Annotated in this window: 26 protein-coding genes; 15 read left to right on the top strand and 11 right to left on the bottom strand. The window is 70.7% G+C overall.

From position 1 onward, the window contains the following. Positions 1–133: 133 nt before the first annotated feature. Positions 134–994: a dihydropteroate synthase gene (gene folP, locus ACH45E_RS34490; RefSeq protein WP_361457738.1), complete on the bottom strand. Its 861-nt coding sequence runs from the start codon at positions 992–994 to the stop codon at positions 134–136. Positions 995–1152: 158 nt separating this feature from the next. On the opposite strand from folP, the gene ACH45E_RS34485 reads away from it, so the two are divergent. After that, positions 1153–1503, top strand: a complete 351-nt coding sequence (locus ACH45E_RS34485; protein WP_361457741.1) for a DivIVA domain-containing protein — start codon at positions 1153–1155, stop codon at positions 1501–1503. Then, a complete protein-coding gene (locus tag ACH45E_RS34480; RefSeq protein ID WP_361457744.1) occupies positions 1500–2084 on the top strand; it encodes a DNA-3-methyladenine glycosylase I in 585 nt (194 codons plus the stop codon). The genes ACH45E_RS34485 and ACH45E_RS34480 overlap by 4 nt, the downstream gene beginning before the upstream one ends. A 46-nt stretch (positions 2085–2130) precedes the next feature. Here the strand turns inward: ACH45E_RS34480 and ACH45E_RS34475 are convergent, their stop codons facing one another. Next, complete coding sequence (locus ACH45E_RS34475; protein WP_361457747.1) at positions 2131–2934, bottom strand: enoyl-CoA hydratase-related protein; 804 nt, start codon at positions 2932–2934, stop codon at positions 2131–2133. A 375-nt stretch (positions 2935–3309) separates the two neighbouring features. On the opposite strand from ACH45E_RS34475, the gene ACH45E_RS34470 reads away from it, so the two are divergent. Beyond that, positions 3310–3477 carry a DUF3117 domain-containing protein gene (locus tag ACH45E_RS34470; protein WP_018544333.1) on the top strand — a complete coding sequence of 56 codons (168 nt, stop codon included), beginning with the start codon at positions 3310–3312 and terminating at the stop codon, positions 3475–3477. Positions 3478–3663: 186 nt separating this feature from the next. Here the strand turns inward: ACH45E_RS34470 and ACH45E_RS34465 are convergent, their stop codons facing one another. Next, complete coding sequence (locus tag ACH45E_RS34465) at positions 3664–4281, bottom strand: O-methyltransferase (protein ID WP_361457802.1); 618 nt, start codon at positions 4279–4281, stop codon at positions 3664–3666. Between the two features lie 313 nt (positions 4282–4594). On the opposite strand from ACH45E_RS34465, the gene sigE reads away from it, so the two are divergent. The 5 genes from sigE to ACH45E_RS34440 all read left to right on the top strand — a co-directional run bounded on the left by sigE (position 4595) and on the right by ACH45E_RS34440 (position 9634). After that, on the top strand, positions 4595–5299 hold the full coding sequence (gene sigE, locus ACH45E_RS34460; RefSeq protein WP_361457805.1) for an RNA polymerase sigma factor SigE: 705 nt from the start codon (positions 4595–4597) through the stop codon (positions 5297–5299). After that, the gene (locus ACH45E_RS34455; protein ID WP_361457750.1) at positions 5296–6285 is read left to right on the top strand and encodes an anti-sigma factor; all 990 of its coding nucleotides are present in this window, start codon (positions 5296–5298) and stop codon (positions 6283–6285) included. The genes sigE and ACH45E_RS34455 overlap by 4 nt, the downstream gene beginning before the upstream one ends. 134 nt (positions 6286–6419) lie before the next feature. Then, positions 6420–8093, top strand: a complete 1674-nt coding sequence (locus tag ACH45E_RS34450; RefSeq protein WP_361457753.1) for a trypsin-like peptidase domain-containing protein — start codon at positions 6420–6422, stop codon at positions 8091–8093. 203 nt (positions 8094–8296) lie between these two features. Next, positions 8297–8746 carry a sec-independent translocase gene (locus ACH45E_RS34445; RefSeq protein WP_361457756.1) on the top strand — a complete coding sequence of 150 codons (450 nt, stop codon included), beginning with the start codon at positions 8297–8299 and terminating at the stop codon, positions 8744–8746. 216 nt (positions 8747–8962) lie between these two features. Then, positions 8963–9634 carry a hypothetical protein gene (locus ACH45E_RS34440; protein ID WP_361457759.1) on the top strand — a complete coding sequence of 224 codons (672 nt, stop codon included), beginning with the start codon at positions 8963–8965 and terminating at the stop codon, positions 9632–9634. Between the two features lie 59 nt (positions 9635–9693). Here ACH45E_RS34440 and ACH45E_RS34435 read toward each other — a convergent pair whose 3' ends face one another. Beyond that, positions 9694–12270, bottom strand: coding sequence for a DUF6185 family protein (locus tag ACH45E_RS34435; protein ID WP_361457762.1), 2577 nt, complete (start codon positions 12268–12270; stop codon positions 9694–9696). A 183-nt stretch (positions 12271–12453) separates the two neighbouring features. Between ACH45E_RS34435 and ACH45E_RS34430 the strand changes: the two genes are divergently transcribed. After that, a complete protein-coding gene (locus ACH45E_RS34430) occupies positions 12454–12855 on the top strand; it encodes a hypothetical protein (RefSeq protein ID WP_361457765.1) in 402 nt (133 codons plus the stop codon). A gap of 85 nt (positions 12856–12940) precedes the next feature. Here ACH45E_RS34430 and ACH45E_RS34425 read toward each other — a convergent pair whose 3' ends face one another. Genes ACH45E_RS34425 through ACH45E_RS34415 form a run of 3 tightly spaced genes read right to left on the bottom strand, consistent with a single transcriptional unit; the run spans position 12941 to position 16001 of the window. Next, the gene (locus tag ACH45E_RS34425; RefSeq protein ID WP_361457768.1) at positions 12941–14074 is read right to left on the bottom strand and encodes an Mrp/NBP35 family ATP-binding protein; all 1134 of its coding nucleotides are present in this window, start codon (positions 14072–14074) and stop codon (positions 12941–12943) included. A 42-nt stretch (positions 14075–14116) separates the two neighbouring features. After that, on the bottom strand, positions 14117–14722 hold the full coding sequence (locus ACH45E_RS34420) for a DUF1003 domain-containing protein (RefSeq protein ID WP_361457771.1): 606 nt from the start codon (positions 14720–14722) through the stop codon (positions 14117–14119). After that, positions 14706–16001 (bottom strand): magnesium transporter MgtE N-terminal domain-containing protein, encoded by a 1296-nt coding sequence (locus ACH45E_RS34415; RefSeq protein WP_361457774.1) that lies wholly within the window; start codon positions 15999–16001, stop codon positions 14706–14708. The genes ACH45E_RS34420 and ACH45E_RS34415 overlap by 17 nt, the downstream gene beginning before the upstream one ends. Positions 16002–16377: 376 nt before the next feature. On the opposite strand from ACH45E_RS34415, the gene ACH45E_RS34410 reads away from it, so the two are divergent. Then, complete coding sequence (locus tag ACH45E_RS34410; protein ID WP_361457777.1) at positions 16378–17127, top strand: hypothetical protein; 750 nt, start codon at positions 16378–16380, stop codon at positions 17125–17127. 285 nt (positions 17128–17412) lie between these two features. On the opposite strand, the gene ACH45E_RS34405 is transcribed toward ACH45E_RS34410, so the two are convergent. Both ACH45E_RS34405 and ACH45E_RS34400 read right to left on the bottom strand, forming a co-directional pair. Then, positions 17413–17931: a hypothetical protein gene (locus ACH45E_RS34405; protein ID WP_361457780.1), complete on the bottom strand. Its 519-nt coding sequence runs from the start codon at positions 17929–17931 to the stop codon at positions 17413–17415. A 24-nt stretch (positions 17932–17955) separates the two neighbouring features. Further along, complete coding sequence (locus tag ACH45E_RS34400) at positions 17956–19074, bottom strand: magnesium and cobalt transport protein CorA (protein ID WP_361457783.1); 1119 nt, start codon at positions 19072–19074, stop codon at positions 17956–17958. 480 nt (positions 19075–19554) lie between these two features. Between ACH45E_RS34400 and ACH45E_RS34395 the strand changes: the two genes are divergently transcribed. Then, positions 19555–20139, top strand: a complete 585-nt coding sequence (locus ACH45E_RS34395; protein ID WP_361457786.1) for a suppressor of fused domain protein — start codon at positions 19555–19557, stop codon at positions 20137–20139. 30 nt (positions 20140–20169) lie between these two features. On the opposite strand, the gene ACH45E_RS34390 is transcribed toward ACH45E_RS34395, so the two are convergent. Then, entirely contained in the window at positions 20170–21393 is a 1224-nt protein-coding gene (locus ACH45E_RS34390) for an MFS transporter (RefSeq protein WP_361457789.1), read from the bottom strand. A gap of 158 nt (positions 21394–21551) precedes the next feature. Here ACH45E_RS34390 and ACH45E_RS34385 point away from each other — a divergent pair, with 158 nt between their 5' ends. The 3 genes from ACH45E_RS34385 (at position 21552) to ACH45E_RS34375 (ending at position 23834) form a co-directional block, all read left to right on the top strand. Then, positions 21552–22193, top strand: a complete 642-nt coding sequence (locus ACH45E_RS34385) for a DUF6758 family protein (RefSeq protein WP_361457792.1) — start codon at positions 21552–21554, stop codon at positions 22191–22193. Between the two features lie 109 nt (positions 22194–22302). Continuing rightward, complete coding sequence (locus ACH45E_RS34380; RefSeq protein ID WP_361457795.1) at positions 22303–23160, top strand: PHP domain-containing protein; 858 nt, start codon at positions 22303–22305, stop codon at positions 23158–23160. A 68-nt stretch (positions 23161–23228) separates the two neighbouring features. Further along, entirely contained in the window at positions 23229–23834 is a 606-nt protein-coding gene (locus ACH45E_RS34375; RefSeq protein WP_361457798.1) for a MarC family protein, read from the top strand. Positions 23835–23937: 103 nt separating this feature from the next. Here ACH45E_RS34375 and ACH45E_RS34370 read toward each other — a convergent pair whose 3' ends face one another. Continuing rightward, positions 23938–24090: a hypothetical protein gene (locus ACH45E_RS34370; RefSeq protein WP_355935990.1), complete on the bottom strand. Its 153-nt coding sequence runs from the start codon at positions 24088–24090 to the stop codon at positions 23938–23940. Between the two features lie 193 nt (positions 24091–24283). Between ACH45E_RS34370 and ACH45E_RS34365 the strand changes: the two genes are divergently transcribed. Then, positions 24284–25189, top strand: coding sequence for an NYN domain-containing protein (locus ACH45E_RS34365; protein WP_361457808.1), 906 nt, complete (start codon positions 24284–24286; stop codon positions 25187–25189). The last annotated feature ends 120 nt before the right edge of the window (positions 25190–25309 follow it).

Raw genomic sequence — 25309 nt, 5'->3', positions numbered from 1 at the left:
AGCCCGTCCGGCGCTTGAGGACGAGGCCGTTCAGGCCGAAGCGGGGGTCCAGGGGGCGCAGCCCCCTGGCGGGGTCGAAGGGGCGGAGCCCCTGGGGACGGGAAGGGCAGGGGCGGCGGGGGCGAGAAAAGGGCTAGGCCAGCCCCCGCCGGGCCACCGCCGGTGGGCGGTGGCCCGCGATGGACGCCACCATGTCCAGCACCTGCCGCGTCTCCGCCACCTCGTGCACCCGGTACACCTGCGCCCCCAGCCACGCCGACACGGCAGTCGTGGCCAGCGTCCCCACCACCCGCTCCTTGACCGGCCGGTCCAGCGTCTCCCCGACGAAGTCCTTGTTCGACAGCGACACCAGCACGGGCCACCCCGTGTCGACCATCTCCCCGAGCCGCCGTGTCGCCTCCAGGCTGTGCCGGGTGTTCTTCCCGAAGTCATGCCCGGGATCGATCAGCACCGACTCCCGCGGCACCCCGAGCGCGACCGCCCGCTCGGCCAGGCCCACCGTGACCCGCAGAATGTCCGCCATGACGTCGTCGTACGCCACCCGATGCGGCCGGGTACGCGGCTCGGCACCCCCCGCGTGCGTACACACCAGCCCCACCCCGTACCGCGCCGCGACCTCCGCCAGCCCCGGATCCACGCCGCCCCACGCGTCGTTCAGCAGATCCGCCCCGGCCTCGCAGACCGCCTCCCCGACCTCGGCCCGCCAGGTGTCCACGCTGATGATCACGTCCGGGAAGCGGCGCCGCACCTCCGCCACGAACCCGACCGTCCGCCGCGCCTCCTCCCGCGCCGACACCTCCTCGCCGGGCCCGGCCTTCACCCCGCCGATGTCGATGATCGCGGCTCCCTCGGCCACCGCCTGCTCCACGCGCGCGAGGGCCGGTTCGTCCCGGAACGTGGCCCCCTGGTCGTAGAAGGAGTCCGGGGTCCGGTTCACGATCGCCATGACCACCGGCTCGTGCGGCCCGAATTCCCGCTTGCCCAGCCTGAGCATCCCCTGTGACCTCTCCTAGTACATACCGGTCAACGGCCGCCTGCGACCCTAACCGTCAGCGTCGCATGGCACGATCGGACCCAGACACTTCAGCAGTCGGTGTTCGGCACCCAGTACACCGAGTACACCGAGCACACCGAGCGTGGGGACCCTCAGCGATGGTTATGTTCTTGTTCCTGGTCGTCGCGCTCGCCGTCGTGGTCGCCGCGGTGACACTCGCCGTGGTGGGCGGCGGCGAGAGCGGTCCGCTGCCCGAGGCCGCGCCGGAGCGCCTGGACGACCGGTTGCCGCCGGACCGCCCGGTCGGCCGCGCGGACGTGGAGAGCCTCCGCTTCCCGCTCGCCCCCCGCGGCTACCGCATGGCCGACGTGGACGACGCGCTCGGCCGCCTCGGCGCCGAACTCGCCGAGCGGGACGCCCGTATCGCCGACCTGGAGTCCGCGCTGGCCGGTGCCCGGGCCGCGGCCCCCGCTCCGGCCGACAAGCCCGCCCAGGAGGGACAGCAGTGAGCGACGGCACCGCCCTCGCCGGCCCGGACGGCGTGCTGCGCTGCCCCTGGGCCCTGTCCGCCGCGGAGTACGTGACGTACCACGACGAGGAGTGGGGCCGCCCGGTCCACGGCGACGACGCCCTCTTCGAGCGCCTCAGCCTGGAGGCCTTCCAGTCGGGCCTGTCCTGGATCACGATCCTGCGCCGCCGCCCCGGCTTCCGTGCCGCGTTCGCCGACTTCAAGATCGCCGCGGTGGCGGCCTTCACCGACGAGGACCGCGAACGCCTCCTCGCCGACGTCGGCATCATCCGCAACCGCGCCAAGATCGACGCGACGCTCGCCAACGCGCGCGTGCTCGCCGACTGGTCCCCGGGCGAGCTGGACGAGCTGATCTGGTCCCACGCACCGGACCCGGCCGGCCGCCCCGTCCCGAAGACCCTGTCCGACGTCCTGCCGGTCACCCCGGAGTCGACGGCCCTGTCCAAGGCGCTGAAGAAGCGGGGCCTGCGCTTCGTCGGCCCGACGACGGCGTACGCCCTGATGCAGGCGTGCGGCCTGGTGGACGACCACCTCCAGGCGTGCGTGGCCAGACGGGCCTGAGCGGCCGGACGCCCCCGAGGGGCCGCACCGCCCAGGCCTGCGGCCCTCACCGACCCAGGTACTTCGGCCTCTCCTTGTTCACGAAGGCCTGCACCGCGATCGCGTGGTCCTCGGACCGGCCGGCCCGCGTCTGGAGCTCGTCCTCCTTCTCGAGGGTCTCGGCGAGCGAGTGGTCGAGCCCGTACGCCACGGCCTCCTTGAGCGCCGCGTACGCCACGGTCGGCCCCTCCGCCAGCGCCCGCGCCACCTTCTCCGCCTCGGCCCGCAGCTCACCGGCGGGCACGAGACGGTTGGCGATCCCCAGCTCGTACGCCTCCCGCGCGGTGATGCTGCGCGGGAAGAGCAGCAGGTCGGCCGCCCGGCCCGGGCCGACGACCCGCGGCAGCGTCCAGGAGATGCCGGAGTCGGCGGTCAGGGCCACGCCCGCGAAGGACGTGTTGAAGGCCGCCGTCTCCGCGACCAGCCGGTAGTCGGCCGCGAGCGCGAAACCGAAGCCCGCCCCCGCCGCGACCCCGTTGACCGCCGCGACCACCGGCTTGGGCGCCTCGGCCAGCGCCCGCACGATCGGGTTGTAGTGCTCCCGTACGGTGCTCATCGTGTGCCCCGACCCGGTCTCCCGGTCGGCGGCCAGCAGTCCGATGTGCTCCTTGAGGTCCTGCCCCACGCAGAACGCCCGGTCCCCGGCCGCGGTCAGCAGCACCGCCCGCACGGCGTCGTCGGAGGCCGCCGCCTGTGCCGCGTCCCGGAGGGCGACCTTGGCCGCGATGTTCAGCGCGTTCATCGCCTCGGGGCGGTTCAGCGTGATCGTCGCGAGCCCGTCGCTGACCTCGTAGAGCACGGTGTCGGCCATGGCGTATCCCCTTCGGTGTCACGGCTGGACGTACCGCTCGGTACGTCCTCTGTCTGAAGGACAGCATGGCCGAGATCATCGTCGGCGTACCGGACCGGACGTGTGACCTGCGTCAAAGAAAGCCGTTCCGGATCAGGCGGGCGGAATGACCGTGGGGGTGCGCAGTATCGCAGTCACATCCCCGAATTGGGTGGTTTTGCTCGCGCGCGTTGCCCAAGCGATGCCTACTGATGTTGGTCATCGGGTCCTGAGATGCGGGATAATGGCTTGGAAGCAATGTGTTCGATGCCGGTGTCGCGTGTCCTGCCGGACCGCGCGTGCCCTCCCAGGGCCGTCGGCTGACGGGTGAGCTGGGTTTCAGGAAGGGGAACGAGCATGGCGGCCATGAAGCCGCGGACGGGTGATGGCCCGCTCGAGGTGACCAAGGAGGGGCGGGGCATCGTCATGCGCGTTCCGCTCGAAGGCGGCGGTCGGCTCGTCGTCGAGCTGACCCCCGACGAGGCGGAGGCGCTCGGCGACGCCCTCAAGAAGGTCGTCGTCTGACGCGCAAGCGACGCAATCCTTCCGGCTGCCCCGACACCGCCCCGGTGCCGGGGCAGCCGCGTTCCCGGACTATCCCGCCCGTCGCGTACCCGCGCGCACGGCCTTCACGCCTCCCGGATGACCCGGGCCCGGGACCCGCACCGGTCGGCGCGCGGGCCGCTCATCGCTTGACCGCGCGCAGACCGCTCATCGCTTGACCGCGCACAGCAGCCCGTCGCCCACCGGCAGTAAGGACGGCACCAGGTCCTGGCTCTCCCGGACCGTGCGCAGCAGCTCCCGCAGGCGCAGCACCTCGGTGGGCTGCGGTCCCGAGTCCACCGTCCGGCCGTTGCCGAAGACGCCCTCGAAGACCACCACGCCGCCCGTACGCAGCAGGCGCAACGATTCAGCGAGGTAGTCGAGGTACTCGAGGCGGTCGCCGTCGCAGAAGACCAGGTCGTAGCCGGCGTCCGCGAGGCGGGGCAGTACGTCCAGGGCGCGGCCGGGGATGAAGCGGGCGCGGTTGCTGGCGAAGCCGCAGGCACGGAACGCCTGCCGGGCGAACTGCTGGTGCTCCGGCTCCGGATCCACGGTGGTCAGCACCCCGTCGGGCCGCATCCCGTGCAGCAGATGGATCCCGGAGACACCGGTCCCGGTCCCGATCTCCGCCACCGCCTTGGCGTCCACGGTGGCGGCGAGCAACCGCAGCGCGGCGCCCGCGCCGGGCGACACCGAGCGCAGCCCAGCCTCCCGGGCCCGGTCGCGGGCCCAGCGCAGCGCGTCGTCCTCGGCGACAAAGGCGTCGGCGAACGCCCAGCTCGTCAGCCGGTTGCCGGTAATGACCCTCTCCTGTCCCGTGGTTGCCTGGGCGTGACTGTATCCGTTGCCCCGGGAACCCGCAGATGGGACCGGGCGTTTATAGGGAAGAGCGAGTGGCGCGGGACCCGGCGGGGGGTAAGAGGTGGATCAGAGCGACGAGCAAGTGCTGACGCAGCCGGATGAGCCGTATCAGCCCAGATCAAATTCTTGTAAAACCGCTTATCCGGAGCTAACGGACGAGGTGGCTATGGTAGGGACTCCACTGGACACCACCAGAGCCGACAGGGGAGGTGCGGCTACGCCTGTGGATCGCAGAGGAGTGCTACGGCGCTTCCTCGGATCGGCGGGCAGGCCGAAATCCGTGAACGACACCGCTGCCGACCACGGCCACACGGCCGACGTCGCCCAGACCGCGACCTTCTCCACCGACGCGGACGGGCAGGCGTGGACTCCGCCCACCTGGGAGGAGATCGTCAGCACGCACAGCGGCCGGGTCTACCGGCTGGCGTACCGTCTCACGGGCAACCAGCACGACGCCGAGGACCTCACCCAGGAGGTCTTCGTCCGCGTCTTCCGCTCCCTGTCGACGTACTCGCCCGGCACCTTCGAGGGCTGGCTGCACCGCATCACCACCAACCTCTTCCTGGACATGGTCCGGCGCAAGCAGCGCATCCGCTTCGACGCCCTCGGCGAGGACGCGGCCGAGCGGCTGCCCAGCAAGGAGCCGACCCCGCAGCAGGCCTTCAACGACGCGCACTTCGACGCCGACGTCCAGCAGGCCCTGGACACCCTCGCGCCTGAGTTCCGCGCCGCGGTCGTCCTGTGCGACATCGAAGGACTGTCGTACGAGGAGATCGCCGCGACCCTCGGCGTGAAGCTCGGCACGGTCCGCTCCCGCATCCACCGCGGCCGCTCCCAGCTCCGCAAGGCCCTGGCGCACCGCTCGCCCCAGGCCCGGGCGGCCGAGCGGCGCTCCTTCGTGGCCCGCGTCCCCGTCCTCAGGGGAGGGAGCGCGACCGCGTGAGTGGATCACGGCCGAAACCTGCCGAGGGACAACTGGCAGATGAGCACCTGGGAGACCGACTCTCCGCCTTGGTGGACGGAGAGCTCGGTCATGAGTCGCGTGATCGTGTCCTGGCCCACCTGGCCACCTGCGCCCGGTGCAAGGCTGAGGCGGACGCGCAGCGCCGGCTGAAGAACGTGTTCGCGGAGGCTGCCCCTCCGCCGCCCTCCGAGAGTTTCCTGGCCCGCCTCCAGGGGCTCCCCGGGGGAGGTGACCCGGACGGCGGTGGTGCGCCGCTGGGCGGGGGCGGATTCCCCGGACGAGCCTCCGGCGCCGGGGTCTTCGGAGTGAGCCGGGGCGAGCCGTTCGAGTTCGGTTACGTCCCCGCCGGACCGCACACCCCCGCCGCCGACCCCGCCGACCGCGGTTTCCGCATCCACCCCGTCGGCCGGCCGGACACCGACCGCTCCGCCTCACGCGGGCGGCGGTTCGCGTTCGTCGCCGCCGGGGCGGTTTCGCTGGCCGCGGTCGCGCTGGGCGGGGTGACCGTCGGCTTCCCCGCCGACCCGACCGCCGACGTCCGCGGCGGTTCCGGCACCGGCGGCAGCGTGGCCCCGGCCCGCACGGCGGGCACGGGAGCGACGCCGGCGGCCGAGAACCAGCGCCGCCGCTCGAACGCGCCGCTGCTGGCGCAGAGCACGCGGCTGGCGACCCCGACGGCACCATCGGCGCCGACTGCGGGTTCCGCGCCGCTGCTCCCCGGGCAGCCGTCGCCCACCACCGGCCGGGGCCAGAGGGCCACGCTGACCACACCGGTGGTGGTCGGTGCCGCCGTCATGTCCCCGTTGATACGTCCGCTCGCTCCGACCCCGCCGTTCGCCCTCACCTCGTGGTCCTCGGCCCCCGAGGCCACCGGCCCCGGCCTGCTCGCCGCACCGGTCCCGGACACGACGTCCGCGCCCTCACCGTCCCCCTCTTCACACCCCGCTTCACGCTTCGCCCCCTGACCGGCCTCTGCGCCCCGGCCCGCACACCTGGTTGAATCCTGTGTGGGTCGCGCCCGCGGTGTAGTCCGGGGCGCGGAATCGACGATCCGCGGCCACCATCGACGAGCCGGGCCGCGGCGAGCCGTGGGGAGAACATGAACGAGGGGAACGGGGCCCGGCCGGGGGAGACCGAGAAGGGCGAGCCCACGCCGGGTGGCGTGCCGACCGACGGCGACTTCGAGCTGGCACGGCCCACGACGGGCCCCGGCGGTCCGGCCGGGGACGACTTCGAACCGGCCGGCCCGTCGACTCGGGAGGCGGGCGAGCCGCTGGGCGGGGAGCGGGAGGCGGTGACCGGGTCCGAGGCACCCACGGCGGCCGCCCCGGCGCCCTCGTCCGCCGATCGCCCCAAGCCCCTGCACGACCCGGACCCGTACAGCACCCCGCCGTACGGCCGGCCGGGCCCGTGGGCGCCTGCCCCGCCGGTCCAGCACCCGGCGGCGACACCGGCCCACGGCACGGCGTTCCCGGCCCCCACCCTCGCCCCCGACGCAGCCACCCCACCCCCACCCCCACCCCCCGTCGACCCGTGGCACCGCTACGACCCCTGGGCAGATCCGGCACCGGCCTCGGCACCGGCCTCGGAACAGGCCTCGGTTCCCGCCCACGCTCCGCTCCAGCAGACCGGTGCCGCCGTGCCCACGGTGCGGCAGCGGCGCAGCCGGGCCAGGCGGATCCTCGTGGCCGGGGCGTTGGCGCTCGCGCTGGTCTCCGGGGGCATCGGCGGTGCCGTGGGCGTGTATCTGGAACGCGAGGGCGGGATGGGGAGCGTACGGCTGCCGCAGGCCGCGAAGGAGCCCGCCGGGCGCCCCGCGGACAGCGTGGCGGGGATCGCCGCCCGCGCGCTGCCCAGTGTCGTCACGCTGCATGTGAAGGCGAGCGACCAGCAGGACACCGGCACCGGCTTCGTCCTCGACACGCGCGGCCACATCCTCACCAACAACCATGTCGTCCAGCCCGCCGCGGCCGGCGGCGACATCACGGTGACCTTCAGCGGCGGCGACACCGCCAAAGCCCGGATCGTCGGCCGGGACACCGGCTACGACCTGGCCGTCGTCCAGGTCAGCGACGTACGCGGGCTCACGCCCCTGCCCCTCGGCAACTCCGACAACGTCCGGGTGGGCGACCCCGTCGTCGCCATCGGCGCCCCCTTCGACCTAGCGAACACCGTCACCTCCGGCATCATCAGCGCCACGGAACGGCCCATCACGGCGGGCGGTGAGCAGGGGGACGGCAGCGACGTGTCGTACGTCGACGCGCTCCAGACCGACGCCCCGATCAACCCCGGCAACTCCGGCGGGCCCCTGCTCGACTCACGGGCCCGGGTGGTCGGCATCAACTCGGCCATCCGCTCCGCCGACAGCGGCTCGGACTCCGGTGCCGGCCAGGCCGGCTCCATAGGCCTCGGCTTCGCCATCCCCGTCAACCAGGCCCGACGCGTCGCCGAGGAGCTGATCAACACGGGGAAGGCGACCCATCCGGTGATCGGCGTGACCCTCGACATGGACTTCGCCGGCGACGGCGCCCGCATCGGCACCAAGGGCGGGAACGGCGGTCCCGCGGTCACCGTGGGCGGCCCCGGTGACCGGGCCGGCCTCGAGCCGGGCGACGTCATCACCGCGGTCGACGGCAAGGCCGTCCACTCCGGCGACGAGCTGATCATCAGGACCCGCGCGCACCGCCCCGGCGACCACCTGCGCCTCACCGTCCGGCGCGACAGCCGTACCCGGGAGGTCTCCCTCGTGCTGGGGTCGTCGGACAGCAACTGACAGAAACCCCACAGCAAGGGCCGGACGTATGGCCCGACAAGGCAAACAACCCGGAAAACCGGCCGCCCACACCCGGTCGGACACCTCGGGACGGTACCGGTCGGACAGGTACGCCGGGTACCGTGGATCCGGCCCGGACCACGGAAGACCCGCACCGCAGACCGCTGAGGGCCGAGGACCGAGGACATCGCGAGGAGCTTCAGGTGTTCAATGACATAGGACCACTCGAGCTGGTGACGATCGTCGTGCTCGCCGTGCTCGTCTTCGGTCCGGACAAGCTCCCCAAGGTCATCCAGGACGTCACGCGTACGATCCGGAAGATCCGTGAGTTCTCCGAGAGCGCCAAGGCGGACATCCGGCAGGAGATGGGCCCCGAGTTCAAGGACTTCGAGTTCGAGGACCTCAACCCCAAGACGTTCATCCGCAAGCACCTGGACAGCGACGAACTGGGGCTCCAGGAGATCCGCAACGGCTTCGACCTGAAGAAGGAGATGGCCGAGGTCACCGACGCCGTCAACAGCCGCGAGAGCGAAGCCTCCGCGTCGCCCTCCTCGCCTTCCTCCTCGTCGTCCGGCGGCCGTGTCGACATGACGAAGAAGCCGGAGGACGCCGACAAGGACGACCGGCCGCCCTTCGACGCCGACGCCACCTGAGCCTCGTACACCAGCGCGGTTCGTGACGCGTCTCACTACTCCGGACGTGCTCGTGCGCGGCACGAACCGCCCGCCGTGCGACCTACGCGCCGGGCGGCTCCCCATCCTCGCTCAGCAGTGTGGATATGCTGCCGAGTTGTTGTGCGGACCGGGCGAGTACGTCCGAAGGGGGGCGGGCCGCCCCGGTCCGACGAGAGCTAGGAGGCGTCCGGGCACATGGAGACGACAAGTCGGTCAGTCGCGCAGACGCCGGCCGCGGAGGGCGGACAACGGTTCGCCTCCGCCCGGCGCACGGTCGACGGCTACCTGCTGGCGCCCTTCCCTTGGTACGGCCTCGACGAGGCGTTCACGGGACCGCGCCGGCTGATGCAGGTCGGGATGGCGGCCGACGGCGCCGTCGAGCACGGGTCGATCGGGCACGGCGACGAACCCTCCGTACGCAACGAGCACACCGCCGCGTCCGGGGACGAGCCGAGGGAGAAGTTCGCGGTCGTGGTCACCGTCGCCGCGAATCCGTCCCGCAGGAGCGCCGACGGCACGGGGCTGCTGGAGGCCACCTCGGTCTCCTCGGCGGCCTGGCTGGCCGGCGTGGGCCTGCTGTCCTTCACCTGGCCCGGCCAGATGGACCACAGCCTGCGCGACGACTGGCTGGACCAGCAGACGGAGACGGCCTGGGCCCTGGCCGACGACCTCTCCGGCCCGGAGTGGTCCACCCTCTCCCTGCCCGTGGACGGCGTGCCCACGCCCTTCCACTACCGCGAGTCGGAGTTCGGCTGGGTACTCGCCGGGTCCACCGAGGCCGGGGTGCACCTGGGCGCGTACGGCAGGGGCATGAGCGCGTACGGGCTGGGCTTCGCCGTGGTGAAGGACATCGCGGCGTACGCGTAGCGCGGTGCTTCACCGGCTCGGGTCCGGAGGCCGAGCGGCATCTGGACCCGGTGCACGTCCTAATGGCGGGTCAGGTTGTACCAGATCCCCACGGCGGCCGTGACCTGTACCAGAATCCAGGCGACCTGACTGGAAAAGCCTCGCAGCTGGTAGATCGACATCAGCAGGGCGGAGCGGCTGGGCCAGTACTGCCGTTCTCCCCGAAACGTCGCCATGTCCATCCAGATGCTGGTGAGCGTAAGGACGGACAGCAGGAGCACCATGTACAGGGAGAACTGCCCGGGGTCCGTGCCAGTGATGCGAATGAGGAGAAAAGCCAGGCAGATGGGGCCGCCATAGGCGGCTGTGAGGCTCCAGGCGCGTAGGGGACCTTGACGTCCGGGCAGCAGACGCCACAGCGCGCCCAGGGTGAAACCGGCTACCGCCCATGCCAGCTGGTAGACGATGAAATTCGCAACGAATTGGGGAAGGCCGGTGGGGCTGAAATAGATTTGCAATTGCCCCAACGTGTCCTGCACCTGGTAGTAGGTGAGGGCGCCACTGGCCGGGATGCCGAAACAGAAGGCCAGTCGTGCCGCGCGCATCGCATTGTCCCACCAATGCGCCTCCGGTCCCAGGCTCAGCGCGACGTCCAGCACGGAAACCTGTTCCGGTGGACTGGTTCCCCCGCATCCTGAAACCAGCCACTGGTGCAGTCCGTGCAGCTTTTCCTCCAGTTGTTCGCAGGTGGCACTGCTGGCCCGGCCCTGATCCAGCAAGTACATCTGGTGATTCAACTGGCGGTACTCGTGGGCTTTCTTCATCAATTCGCGCCTGCATCTCTTGCTGTTCAGTTTCTGCACGCAGAAGCGATCTCCCAGCTGGTTGAGTGTCGAATACCGCCGCCCTACGGTAAGGGCGATGTACAAGGTGAAGACGCTCAGTAGGAGCCAAGCGCCGTTCAGTGCGCTGAAACCTGAGAAGATGGCGGCCCTGATCCCCACGAACAAGGAGAACGCCGAGACGATCAGCAGAAGATCGGAGTTGCTCGGCCCGATGGAGAAGTATGCGCTATCGTGCGGGGATCGTGGCGGCTGACGGGCCCGAAAATGCAGCAGGGCCACCAGCGCGATACCGGTCAGAACCCAGCTGTAGGCGAAGACCCATGTGAGGTCGGTGAGGGCGAAGTTCGCCAGTACCTTGTTCACCTGCCTCCCGTACTGAGCCGAATTCGCTTGCTCGGTCAGCCACGTGCTGCGCTCCCACCGACGTTGCGTCGCCCACCACAGGCACACGAGCAAGGCCCCCGAGACGGCCGCCAGCGCGGCTCCCACGACAGCGACACACCGGCCCGGTGACCTGTCCCACTCGGCGATCCAGCCGGCCCGGACCAGTCCTCCTTCCCGGGCGAAACGCCATGCCCAGGCAGTCATCGCGGCCAGCCACAGCCACATGGTCGCAAGCCCCAGCAGGACAAGCGCGCAGCGACCGAAGAGAGTCGCCGTTTGTGGTTCCAGGGTCTCGGGCAGCCCGAAGAGGTCATGGGCCAGCACCACCAGAAAGCCGGTTCCCGCCACCGATGAAGCGGTTGCGATGACAACGCGAGCCTGACGGCGCCGCAGACCTCCGGAGTCGGTGGGCTCGGCGGGCACGGCGCCGGGGGACCCGCCTCGGTTCCAGGGGCAGGCGGCGAGCACCAGGGCCCAGCCCGCGGGGATGCAGATGAGAGCGTGCCACCGGGCTGAGATGCCCTGCAGCTGAATGAGCAGCAGCAGTGTCAAGGCGACTGCCACATTGAGCAAGGTCCAGTACACCAGTGTCTGCGTAAGAGCCCGTCCCCGCGGCGGCTCCTGAGGCACCCGCGGCCCGGCGGCCGGTTGTTTCCGCTGGGCACGGAGTGCGGCCAGTGCGATCACGGCCGAGGCGCATACCCACCATGAGGCGATCGCCACTGAACTCCACAGCGGCGATCCCGACCCGGTGAGACTCAATGCCAGGGAACGTTGCCAGGGAAGGTCGACGTCGATCCGGACACTGCTGGGGAACTGACCGCTCCATGTCAGGGTGTCCGAGCTGACGGACGACGCCCGGTCGGAGAGGTCGTTGAAATCGAGGCCGCTGAGCTTGGCGTCGATCAACTTCCAGCGAATGTTCTGAAGCGCCGGCGGCTGAAGGAGAACACGCCACTTCATTCCGCCGGCCTTCTGGATCACCCAGGGGCCGACTTGGATGTTTTTCGGGCCGGTATTGCTGGTGTCGATCGGGTTGAACGCGGTGTAGTTCACCGTCACGGTGTCGTTCCTGGCATTCACCAGCGGATTGTGCGGGCGCCACTCGTTCTGTGTGCCAGGGTTGTGCTGTCTCCGGAGCAGGCACCCCATCGCCTCTCGATAGGGAACGGATCCCTCGCTGTATGTCAGATGACTGGCCAAGGGCCATGTCTTCGGTACTTCGATCTCCATGTCCGAAGTGGCCATGGCGGCAGCCGGGGGGTGTTTGTCGAACCGGATGTGCGCGGTGACCTGGCTGGAGCCGAGCAGATCCGCTCGGCAGCCGTCCCGAGCATTCACCTCGGCCTGCGCGGTCCCGCAACCCCACCCCACGACCGTGAGGACGACAAGCCACAGAAGCCGCCAGCACCACCGGGTCTTCCTCATCGCGCCCACACCTCTCCCTGTCCCCGGCGAATTTAGGCAGGGTGTTGTACATGTCATGCGCAGACACACAGTGCGAGCTCGAACGCCCACTCCATCGGATGCTGCCGGTGGCATTTGCGCGAGTACGATCACCGGCCGAGAATGGAAACGTCCGGTGACCGTCAACCGTTTGACGGAGGAACCATGACCGACGCAGAGGTGACCGTTTCAACGAATCCGCTGCCTCGCTTCGAGGAAGCCGAGGGGCTGGGACCAGGGGACGCGGAATTCGTCGGGGATTTGGTGGCAGTGCTGGAGAAACACGGAAACCTGAACCGCTTCGGCCTGTGCCTCCTGCACGACCATTTCCCGGTCGCCGCGGACGAGGTACTGGTGGAGACGAACGACCCCCGGTCCCGCACGCTCCAGACGCATGTGGAGAAGGCGGACAGGACGCGGCACACCAAGGCCTCGCAGTGGCGGTTCGTGCCGCATGAGGAGGCCGGGCCGGCCGCGGGGGCCGGGGGAGGCTCTTACCGTGTGATCCAGCTGTGCACGCCGCTCGATCTGTGCCCCGGGCGCGAGGGCGGGCAGCGGGGCCACTGACCGCGACCGCGCGGAGGCATACGACGAGGGGGCCACCGTCCCTGAAGACGGCGGCCCCCTCGTCGTACGTGTCGCAGAGGCAGCCCTAGAACTTGTTCTTCGGCGTGATTCCCAGTGACAGCCCCGAAAGCCCCCGCTGCCTGCCGCCGAGCTTCCCCGCGATCGACAGCAGTGCGGAACCCGCAGGGGAGTCCGGGTCGGTGAGGACGACCGGCTTGCCCTCGTCGCCGCCCTCGCGGAGGCGGACGTCGATGGGGATGTTGCCGAGGACCGGGACGGTCGCACCCGTGGTGCGGGTGAGGCCGTCGGCGACCAGCTGGCCGCCGCCCGTGCCGAAGACGTCGACCATCTCGCCGCAGTGCGGGCAGGGCAGCCCGGACATGTTCTCGACGACGCCGACGATCTTCTGGTGGGTCTGCACGGCGATGGAGCCCGCGCGCTCGGCGACCTCGGCCGCCGCCTGCTGGGGGGTGGTCACGACCAGGATCTCGGCGTTCGGGACCAGCTGGGCCACCGAGATGGCGATGTCGCCGGTGCCGGGCGGCAGGTCCAGGAGCAGGACGTCGAGGTCGCCCCAGTAGACGTCCGCGAGGAACTGCTGGAGGGCGCGGTGCAGCATCGGGCCGCGCCAGACGACCGGCGCGTTGCCCGGGGTGAACATGCCGATGGAGATGACCTTCACGCCGTTCGCGGACGGCGGCATGATCATGTTCTCGACCTGGGTGGGGCGGCCGTCGGCGCCCAGCATGCGCGGCACCGAGTGGCCGTAGATGTCGGCGTCGACGACGCCCACCTTGAGACCGTCGGCCGCCATCGCCGCCGCGAGGTTCACCGTCACCGAGGACTTGCCCACGCCGCCCTTGCCGGAGGCGACCGCGTAGACACGGGTCAGGCTGCCGGGCTTGGCGAAGGGGACCTCGCGCTCGGTCTGGCCGCCGCGCAGGGCGGTCGCCAGCTCGCGCCGCTGCTCGTCGCTCATCACGTCGAGCGTGACGTCGACGCGGGTGACGCCCTCGACCCGGGAGACCGCCTCGGTGACGCGCTGCGTGATCGTCTCGCGCATCGGGCAGCCGGAGACCGTCAGGTACACGGTGACCGCGACCGCCCCGTCCGCGCCGAGCTCCACCGATTTGACCATCCCCAGTTCGGTGATAGGTCGGTTGATCTCGGGGTCGTTCACCGTCGCCAGTGCCTCGCGCACCGCGTCTTCCGTAGCCATAGGACGATGGTACGGCGCCCGGAGGGGCCTCCGGGTAGCCCTTCAGCGGTCGTCTGCGTCACGTCCGGGCGACCGTTGCGACCGCTCTGCCGGGATTACGACATGCCCGTCGTGGCGCCGCCGGTCCTCGAGCTCCTTCAGCAGGTCCTGGAGCTCGGAGCGCATCCAGTCCCGGGTCGCCACCTCGCCCAGGCCCGTCCGCAGCGCGGCGATCTCACGCGTCAGGTACTCGGTGTCCGCGATGGACCGCTCGTTCTGCTTGCGGTCCTGTTCGAGATTGACCCGGTCGCGGTCGTCCTGCCGGTTCTGCGCGAGCAGGATCAGCGGGGCCGCGTAGGAGGCCTGGAGCGACAGCATCAGGGTCAGGAAGATGAACGGGTAGTTGTCGAACCGCAGGACCGCCGGCGCGGCGATGTTCCACACCACCCACAGGATGATGACGACCGTCATCCAGACGATGAAGCGCCCCGTGCCCAGGAAGCGGGCGATCTTCTCCGACAGCCGTCCGAAGGCCTCCGGGTCCCATTCGGGCAGGAACCGGCGCCGGGGCGGGCGCGGCTGGTCGAGGCGGGGGGCGCGCGGCCGGGTGGCCGCGGTGGCCCCGGCCGGGGTGCGCTCACGGACGCCGGTCTCACGCTCGGGTGCCATGCGCGTCCACCCCCTCGTCCTCGTCCAGGTGGAACTCCGTCTCCCGCCAGTCGTCCGGCAGCATGTGGTCCAGCACGTCGTCCACGGTGACCGCCCCCAGCAGCGCCCCGGCCTCGTCGACGACGGGCGCCGCGACCATGTCGTACGTGGCGAAGAACCCGGCGACGACGGGCAGCGCGGCGTCCGGGTCGAGCGTTTGCAGGTCGTCGTCGACGAGCGAGCTGACCAGGGTGTACGGGGGGTCGCGCAGCAGCCGCTGGAAGTGGACCGTGCCGAGGTACTTGCCGGTCGGGGTCTCGTCGGGCGGGCGGCAGACGTAGACCTGGGCGGCGAGGGCGGGGGACAGGTCGGGGTTGCGGACCCGGGCGAGCGCGTCGGCGACCGTCGCGTCCGGCCGCAGCACGATCGGCTCGGTGGTCATCAGACCGCCCGCGGTGTGCTCCTCGTACGACATCAGGCGCCGCATGTCGGCCGCGTCGGCGGGCTCCATCAGGCTCAGCAGCCGCTCCTTGTCCTCCTCGGGCAGCTCGGCGAGCAGGTCGGCCGCGTCGTCGGGGTCCATGGCCTCCAGGACGTCCGCCGCGCGCTCCTCCTTCAGCTTGCCGAGGATCTCGATCTGGTCGTCCTCCGGCAGCTCCTCCAGGACGTCGGCGAGCCGGTCGTCGTCGAGGGCTGCGGCGACCTCGGCGCGCCGCTTGGCGGAGAGGTGGTGCAGCACGTTGGCCAGGTCGGCGGGGCGCAGCTGCTCGAAGGTGGCGAGCAGGCTCTCGGCGCCCTGCCCGTGCTCCTCCAGGGAGAACCCGGTGACGGCGGACCACTCCACGGTCAGCGTCTCGCCCTTGGCCCGCCGGAAGGCGCTGCCCTTTCTGCCCTTGCGCACGAAGACCCGGTCGACCTCCCAGTCCCGGCGGGCCGGGAGCTGCTGCACCGCCAGATCCAGGACGGTCACCTCCTCGTCGGTCTCGACGAGCTTGACGCGCCGGTCGAGCAGTTCCCCGAAGACGAGGCGCTCGGTGGGCCGCTGTTCGAAGCGGCGGACGTTGAGGACACCGGTCGAGATGACCTGTCCGGACTCGATGCTCGTCACCCGGGTCATGGGCAGGAAGATGCGGCGCCGGGTGGTCAGTTCGACGACCAGCCCGAGCAGCCTCGGGGGGCGTCGTTTGACGCGCAGCATGACGACCAGGTCGCGGACGCGGCCCACCTGGTCGCCGGTCGGATCGAAGACGGGGACACCGGCGAGGTGCGAGACGAAGATGCGGGGGACGCCGGCTGCCATGGCTGTGCTTCCTTTACTTACGGCGTGCTTCGGGCTGTGGCGCTGGATGCGCTCCTGAGGGGTCCTTGCACCAGGCCCGCCCGGGTCGCGCGGCCTGGCACCGCACCTCGCCGCGTTGCCGAAACGCCCACGTGGCTCCGCCACGAGGGCGCTCCGGCGCCTTGCGATGCACGGCACCAGACCACGCGACCTCACCGGGCGCTCCTGGTGCAAGGACCCCTTGTTCCGAATTGCCCGCTCGGTGGGGTTCAGGCTAGCCCGTCCCGATGGCGGGCGCGCTGGTGGGCGGTCCGGACGGACTGGCTCCGCCCGTGGTCCGCCGCCCCGGTACGCTGCCGTACGCCGCTCAGGATCCGTCAGAAAGGCAGCCCCACCTGTGACTGCGATTCCCCAGGGCCGTACTCGGCGGGCCGCGCTGCTGAGCGCGACGTGCGCACTGGTCGTGACAGGGGCGGCGCTCGCGGGATGCAGCGGCAGCGAGGATCCGGACGCGGGCACGAACGGGGTCGGCAAGCTGGCCCCGGACAAGATCCAGTCGCAGACGCGTACGGTGGCCCGGTCCGCGCGGGCGGTGCGGCTGTCGGGGACCGTGGTCACCAGCGGGCGCACGTACACGCTGGACATGCGGCTGAAGGACGGCGGCGGCACGGGCTCGGTGACCTCGAAGGGGGCGACCTTCCGGCTGCTGCGGGTCGGCGAGCAGCTGTATCTGAAGGCCGGCGCGGACTTCTGGAACCACGCCGACGGCAGCGACGGGAACGCGGGGACCGCGGACAAGCTCGGCGGCAAGTACGTCAAGGTGCCTACGGGCGACCCCGCGTACAAGAAGTTCAGCGGCTTCACGGACAAGGACCTCCTCCTCGACGGTCTGCTGACCCTGCACGGCGAGCTGGCGCGGGACGGCCATTACGAGCAGTCCGGCGTCCGCACCATCCGCATCACCGGCGACAAGGGCTCCGGCGGCACGCTGGACGTCTCCCTCGAGGGCAAGCCGTATCCGCTCCGCCTCGTCCGCGCCGGCGGAGCGGGGACGCTCCGCTTCTCGGACTGGGGCAAGGACTTCTCGGTCTCCGAACCGGCCAAGGGATCGACGGTGGACTACGGGAAGCAGCTGCCGGCGTCGTAGGGGCGTCGCCTGTGAGGTGCGGCTGCCCCTCGGTGTGGCTGCCCTGTGCGGCAAGTTGGGCTGGTGGCCGGGGTTCTTGGTCCCGCGGTCGCAAGACCTTCCCGCGCCCGATCGACCCACGGTCGAGGAAAACCGCCGCGACGGCGCTCGACCACGATGGCGGCCCCCGGCGGAGCCGAACCGCTCAGCCCCGGCTGCTCACGCTTGCCCGTTCGACCCGCGGTCGAGGGATACCGCCGCGGTGGTGCTCAGCCGCGACAGCGGCCTCCGGCGGAGCCGAACCGCTCAGCCCCGCTTACGCCGCTTCGCGAGCAACCGCGGCAGCCCCGCCGGGATCGGCCGGCGCGTGGTCGCCGGCGTCGGTACCGGCGGCTCGGCCAGGCTGCCCTCGGGCAGCGGCAGCGACGGCCCCGCCGGCACCAGGCGGAGCACCCGGCACTCGCTGAGCCAGCGCCGCGTCATCGCCTCGCCGTCCGGCGCGTTCAGGCGCTTGCCCTTCAGTTCGGCGACCGCCGCCTCCCACGCCTCGGAGCCGGGCGCGAGCTCGGACACGGTGGCCGTCCAGGTGACCAGCCGGCCGCCCTTGTCCTTGCTGCGCACGGTGACCTCGGCCGAGCCGCCGTCGGCCAGCCCGGGCAGCGGCTGCTCCCCGGGCCCGTCGCCGACCAGGCACACCGCACCCTCGTGCCACACGTGCCACAGCGCACGCGCGGCGGGGGCGCCGGCGCCCTTGACCCAGACGAGGCCGGACTTCTTGGTGGCCTCCTCGACGAGGGCCCGGTCGAGCAGCTCAGGACTTGTCATGGCACCCAGCCTATCCAGCGGGTCCTACAGCCAGCCGTTGCGCTTCAGCGTGCGGTGGATGCCGAGGCAGATCACCACCGTGACGCCCATGATCACCGGGTAGCCGTACTTCCAGTGCAGCTCGGGCATGTACGTGAAGTTCATCCCGTACACCCCGCACACCATCGTCGGCACCGCGATGATCGCGGCCCAGGCGGTGATCTTGCGCATGTCCTCGTTCTGCGCGACGGACGCCTGCGCGAGGTTGGCCTGGAGGATGGAGTTCAGCAGTTCGTCGAAGCCCAGCACCTGCTCCTGGACCCGGGCGAGGTGGTCGGCGACGTCCCGGAAGTACTTCTGGATGTCGGGGTCGATCAGCCGCATCGGCCGCTCGCTCAGCAGCTGGAGGGGCCGCAGCAGGGGCGACACCGCACGCTTGAACTCCAGTACCTCACGCTTGAGTTGGTAGATCCGAGCCGAGTCCACGCCACGGGACACCCCGCCCTTGCGGCCGGGCGAGAAGACCTCGTTCTCCACCTCGTCGATGTCGTCCTGCACGGCGTCGGCCACCGCGATGTACCCGTCGACGACGTGGTCGGCGATGGCGTGCAGCACCGCCGAGGGGCCCTTGGCGAGCAGCTCGGGGTCGTCCTGCAGCCGGTGCCGCAGCGCCCGCAGCGAGCCCTGCCCGCCGTGCCGGACGGTGATGAAGAAGTCCCGGCCGGTGAAGCACATGACCTCGCCGGTCTCCACGACCTCGCTGTCGCCGGTGAGCCGGTCGTGCTCGACGTAGTGGATGGTCTTGAAGACGGTGAAGAGCGAGTCGTCGTACCGCTCCAGCTTCGGCCGCTGGTGGGCCTGCACGGCGTCCTCGACGGCCAGCGGGTGCAACCCGAACTCACCGGCGATTCCTGCGAATTCGGCCTCGGTCGGCTCGTGCAGCCCAATCCACACGAAGCCCCCGTCGCGCCGCACCTGGCGCATCGCCTCCTGCGGGCTCAGCGACTTGCCGAAGTCCACGCGGGCGCCGTCGCGGTAGACGGCGCAGTCGACGACGGCCGACGGGGTGGCGGGGTCACGGGTGGTGTCGTACACGCCGGTGTCCTTGCGCAGCGACACACGGGAGGGGCGGACGACGGCGCGCAGGTCGCGGATCATCGACATGGGCAGGCTCCTTCGCGGGGCGAGCAACGAAAGACCGCTGGCGACGGGTGGAACTACCCGGAATGAGGACGTATTCACTGCGGATGTTTGGCACGTCCACAAAGCGGGGAGCACCGCACCGTCGCGGTGGCGGTTCCGCTACTGATTCAGAACTGATGCAGATCAGACGAAAATCAGGCAAAGCGAAACGAAGTGCTCTTCCGGACGACGGCCGAACGACGACCCGACGACGCGAACGTGAAGGTGGCAGCCAGCCAGAAACTCATCAGCAGCCGGAAGAGCGAGTGGTACTGCACGGTCGACTTCGATCCATGACAGCCCCACCTCCTCCGGCCGGTCCCTCGTAAGGGAGTCTCATCGGCGTCGGGACTCGATAGCGACGCTTCTGCGTGCTGCCCCGAACCACCGGCTCAGAGTACCAGCCGCCCGAAGTGTCAAGGCGCCGCTTTGCCCGGAGCTGACGAGTTCTATGCTCACCGCATGGTTGATGTTCTGCCTCTTGTCGAGGCCCGGTTGAGTACCGCGCTGGGAGAGCCGGGCGCGCGCGCCGCGGTCACCTTCCTCGGCACGGACCGCATCGAGGTGCTCCGCTTCCAGGAGGGGGACGTCGTCCGCTACGCCACGCTCGGGATGTCCGCGCACCCCATGACCGACCCCACGGCGATGCTCGCCGACCCCGTCAAGGGCCCCCGCGCCGAACTGTTCCTGTCCGTCCGCGCGGGCCTGGCGGAGACCGACAAGGTGCTGCGCCCGCTGGCCGTACTCGCCGCGTCCCCGCAGGTGGAGGGTGTGGTGGTGGCGCCGGGCGCTTCCCTGGACGTGGGCGAACCGCTGTGGCCCGGCGCTCCCTTCACCTCGGTGCTGGTCGGTGAGCCGGGCGGGCTGGTCGAGGATCTGGAGCTCGACGAACCGATGGACCCCGTACGGTTCCTGCCGCTGCTGCCGATGACCCCGAACGAGGCCGCCTGGAAACGGGTGCACGGCGCGCAGGCCCTCCAGGAGCGCTGGCTGACGAACGGGACGGACCTGCGAGATCCCTCTCGCAGGTCCGTCCCGCTGGAGTGAGCAAGCTCACCAAGCGCCGCTCACCAGCGGTCAGTTGGCGAAGACGGTGACTCCGTCCTCGACGGCGTGCGGGGTCTCGAGCTCCTCCGCCTCGTGGACGAGGGCGTGGCGCCGTACGAGGACGACGAGCGCGCCCAGTACCGCGGTGACCGCCGCGACCGCGAACGGGACGTGGATGTCGGTCCACTCCTCGATCTTCGGCGCGAAGTAGGGCGCCGCCGCGGCGGCGAACCACCGCACGAAGTTGTAGCCCGCGCTCGCCACCGGCCGCGGCGCGTCCGACACGCCCAGGGCCAGCTCGGTGTAGACCGTGTTGTTCACGCCGATGAACGCGCCGGACAGGATCGTGCAGACGATCGCGGCGGTGTGGCCGCCGTACCCGAGGACGAGCACGTCGGCGGCGAGCAGCAGCAGAGAGCCGCCGAGCACCTTCAGCGAGCCGAACCGCGCCTGCATCCGCGGCGCCACGATCACCGAGAAGACGGCGAGGAGCAGGCCCCAGGCGAAGAACACGGCACCCGAGCGGTACGGGGTCATGTTCAGCACGAACGGGGTGAAGGCCAGCACGGTGAAGAACGTGTAGTTGTAGAAGAACGCCGAGACCGCCGCCGAGGCCAGGCCGCCGTGGCCCAGTGCCTTGATCGGGTCCAGGACCGAGGTCTTGCGGGCGGGCTTCGGCTGCTCCTTCAGGAACGCCGTGATGCACAGGAAGCCGATCGCCATCAGCGCGGCCGTGCCGAAGAAGGGGTAGCGCCAGCTGGCGTTGCCGAGCACCGCGCCCAGCAGCGGGCCGCAGGCCATGCCGAGGCCGAGGGCGGACTCGTAGAGCAGGATCGCCGCGGCGCTGCCGCCGGCCGCCGCCCCGACGATGACCGCGAGGGCCGTCGACACGAACAGGGCGTTGCCGAGCCCCCAGCCGGCCCGGAAGCCGACCAGCTCGGCGACCGAGCCCGAGGTGCCGGCGAGCCCGGCGAAGACCACCACGAGGGCGAGGCCGAGCAGCAGGGTCTTGCGGCCGCCGATGCGGCTGGAGACGAAGCCGGTGAGCAGCATCGCGACGGCGGTGATCAGGAAGTACGAGGTGAAGAGCAGCGAGACCTGGCTGGGGGTGGCGTCGAGGCCCTGGGCGATGGACGGCAGGATCGGGTCGACCAGGCCGATGCCCATGAAGGCGACGACGGATGCTCCGGCCGTCGCCCAGACCGCCTTGGGCTGCCGCAGGAGGCCGCCGGCTCCCGCATCGAAGGTGTCCATGCCCTCTCTCCTGTCCGCTGAGGTAGTTGGTATATACACACGATACGTTAGGGTGGCTAATTAATGCAAGCTACATCTAGTTCTTGCTGGTCAGGCGCCGCCTCCGGACGGGTGATCGTCCTTGACGTGGCGCGGTGCGGGTAGGACCGTGGAGCCCTATGAGGGGCGAACCCAGTTGCCCGAAGTGTGGTGGCCGGGTCAGGGCTCCCGGCCTCTTCGCCGATTCGTGGCAGTGTGATGTGCACGGGGCGGTGCATCCGCTGCAGCCCGTGATCCCGCCCAGCGTCGAGGCGCTCAGCGTGGTCGTGCACCGCACCCAGGTGCCGGTGTGGATGCCGTGGCCGCTGCCGGTCGGCTGGCTGTTCACCGGCGTGCGGTACGCGGGCGACGACCGCAGCGGCGGCCGCGCCACCGCCGTGGCCTGCTCCGGACCCGGCCCGCTCGGCGGCGTGGGGGAGCTGATCCTGGTCGCCGAGGAACTCGGCGTCGGTCTCGGCGCGCGCTACGCGGGCATCGACGCCCCGGACCCGGGGCCGTACATGAACGTGGAGAAGCCGCCCCAGGCCAAGGTCCTGGCCGCCGGCCGCCCGACCCCGCTCTGGCACGTCTACCGCACCCCCGACGACCGTGCCGTCTTCGCGGGCGAGGCGCTCGGGCTGTGGGTGTGGGCGGTGGTGTGGCCGGAGACGACCGGGCTGCTGATGTACGACGAGCTGGTGCTCACGGACCTGCGGGACGCCGGGGCGGAGCTGGACCTGGTGCCGTGCGGCGCGCTGTCCCCGCGGCTGCTGGAACCCTGAGGGCCGGCTGTAGGGGGCGCAGCGGGGTTGCGGGTGTGACAGGGCAACCGCTCCGTGCCGCTATCCTTAGGTGTCCCCTTCCGTACCGTCCCTGCCTGGAGTCCGCGTCGTGCGCATCGATCTGCACTGCCACTCCACGGCCTCCGACGGTACGGACACCCCGGCCGAACTGGTGAAGAACGCCGCCGCGGCCGGTCTGGACGTCGTCGCGCTGACCGACCACGACACCACCCGCGGGTACGCCGAGGCGATCGCCGCGCCGCCCGAGGGCCTCACCCTGGTCACCGGCGCCGAGCTGTCCTGCCGTGTCGACGGCGTCTCGATGCACATGCTGGCCTACCTCTTCGACCCCGAGGAGGCCGCCCTGCTCGCCGAGCGCGAGCTGGTCCGGGACGACCGGGTGCCCCGGGCCAAGGGCATGATCGCCAAGCTGAACGAGCTGGGCGTGCCGGTCACCTGGGAGCAGGTGAAGCGCATCGCCGGAGACGGCTCGGTCGGGCGCCCGCACGTCGCCTCCGCGCTCGTCGAGCTGGGTGTCGTGCCCACGGTGAGCGACGCGTTCACCGACCAGTGGCTGGCCGACGGCGGCCGGGCCTTCGTGGCGAAGCACGAGACCGACCCCTTCGAGGCGATCCGGCTGGTCAAGGGCGCGGGCGGAGTCTGCGTCTTCGCGCACCCGGCCGCCGCCAAGCGGGGCCGTACGGTGCCCGAGGCCCGCATCGCCGAGCTGGCCTCGGCCGGCCTGGACGGCATCGAGGTCGACCACATGGACCACGACGCCGACGCCAGGGCCCGGCTGCGCGGGCTGGCGCGGGAGCTGGGGCTGCTGGTCACGGGGTCCTCGGACTACCACGGCAGCCGGAAGACCGTGGCGCTGGGCGAGTACACGACGGACCCCGAGGTGTACGGGGAGATCACGCGGCGCGCGACCGGGGCGTTCCCGGTGCCGGGGACCGGCGGAGCCTGAGGCCCGGCCCTCCCCCCCTCCCGTACTTCACCCCCCGTACCTCTTCCAGCAAGGCCTGTTGCTCACCCATGTTCGATGTCGCCGTCTTCGGCTCCCTGTTCCTCACCCTTTTTGTCATCATGGATCCCCCCGGGATCACCCCGATCTTCCTGGCGCTGACCGCCGGACGCCCCGCCAAGGTGCAGAAGCGGATGGCTTTCCAGGCCGTCTGCGTGGCCGGCGGGGTCATCGCCGTGTTCGGTGTCCTCGGCCACCAGATCCTGGACTACCTGCACGTCTCCGTTCCCGCGCTGATGATCGCGGGCGGCCTGCTGCTCCTGCTGATCGCGCTCGACCTGCTCACCGGCAAGACCGACGAGCCCAAGCAGACCAAGGACGTCAACGTCGCCCTCGTACCGCTCGGCATGCCGCTGCTGGCGGGCCCGGGGGCCATCGTGTCGGTGATCCTGGCCGTGCAGAAGGCGGGCAGTGTCGCCACCCAGGTGTCGGTGTGGACCGCGATACTCGCCATCCACGTCGTGCTGTGGCTCGTGATGCGCTACTCGCTGCTGATCATCCGGGTCATCAAGGACGGCGGCGTCGTCCTGGTCACGCGGCTCGCGGGCATGATGCTGTCCGCGATCGCCGTGCAGCAGATCATCAACGGCGTCACGCAGGTGATCAAGGGCGCCTGAACGCCTGAGCGCCCGAACGGCGCGCGTGTCCGCCATGCGCAGAGCCCCCGTACGGCATCGGTGCCGTACGGGGGCTCTGAGGCTTCTGCGTACTACGCGTCTGTTATGAGGCCGGGGTTTCGGCCGGTCGGATCCACAGTCGCTGCCCTACGGCGGCGGCCTGCTGCACGATCCGGTTGACGGAGGCGGCGTCCACGACGGTGCTGTCCACGGTGCTGCCGTCGACCTCGTCGAGTCGCATGATCTCGAAGCGCATGGCTTCTCCCTTCGTCTGGTCATCCTCCTGCGGAGAACTACTGGTGTCGTCGTGACATACGTATTCAACGGGCTGCGTGTTACAAACATTCCCTACGCTAAAGAAATTTTTCGAACGACTAACTACTGACCGGTAAGGCGTCTTCAGGAGACTGACCGGGACCGGTTGTGTTCGCAGCGTGACCGCCGGGACAATGGAGGCGATGAACGACGACCTCGCGACCCTGCAAGCCGGCATCGACCGCACGAACGAGCTGCTCCAGCGCATGCTCGCCGAAGTGGCGAAGACGCCCTCGACCCATGCGATCTTCGTCGACGCGGGGTACCTCTACGCGGCCGCGGGCCGCCTGGTGGCCGGGACCGAGGACCGTCGGGCCTTCGACCTCGACGCCGAGGGTCTCATCGACGCGCTGATCGACCGTGCCCGCACCATCTTCGCGGACAGCAGGCTGCTGCGGGTCTACTGGTACGACGGCGCCCGGCGCCGCATCCACACCGCCGAGCAGCAGTCCATCGCCGAACTGCCCGACGTCAAGGTGCGCCTGGGCAACCTCAACGCCAACAACCAGCAGAAGGGCGTCGATTCACTCATCCGCTCCGACCTGGAGTCCCTCGCCCGCCACCGCGCGATCAGCGACGCGGCCCTCCTCGGCGGCGACGAGGACCTGGTGTCGGCGGTGGAGGCGGCGCAGGGGTACGGCGCCCGGGTCCACCTCTGGGGCATCGAGGCCCCCGAAGGCCGCAACCAGGCCGAGCCGCTGCTCTGGGAGGTCGACAGCCAGCGCACCTTCGACCTCGAGTTCTTCAAGCCGTACGTCTCCCGGCGCACGGCCCACGCCTACGACGCGTCGGCCGCGGCCCGGCCCACCCGCGAGGACGTCCGCTTCGTCGGTGCCCAGATCGCGGCGAAGTGGCTCGCCGCCCGAGGCCGGGACACCCTGGTGGAACTGCTGCCCGGCCACCCCTACCTGCCCGGCTCCGTCGACCAGGACCTCCTCGTCGAGGCCGAGGGCATCCTCCAGTACTCCCTGCGCGGCCAGGCGGACCTGCGCCGCGCCCTGCGGGACGGGTTCTGGGAGCACCTGCAGACGCAGTACTAGGCGGTACTGGGCAGTATTAGGCAGTACTAGGGGGTGTTTCGAAAGTCCCGCACAGCACCCACGGCGCCCGGCACGCACTCTCGCCGCACCGGCCAAAAACCCAAGTACGTCCAGTACGAG

The sequence above is a fragment of the Streptomyces sp. NPDC020299 genome (assembly GCF_044387825.1).
Classification (GTDB): domain Bacteria; phylum Actinomycetota; class Actinomycetes; order Streptomycetales; family Streptomycetaceae; genus Streptomyces.
The sequence above is the reverse complement of the archived record's forward strand: the minus strand, read 5'-3'. Positions and strand labels throughout refer to the sequence as shown.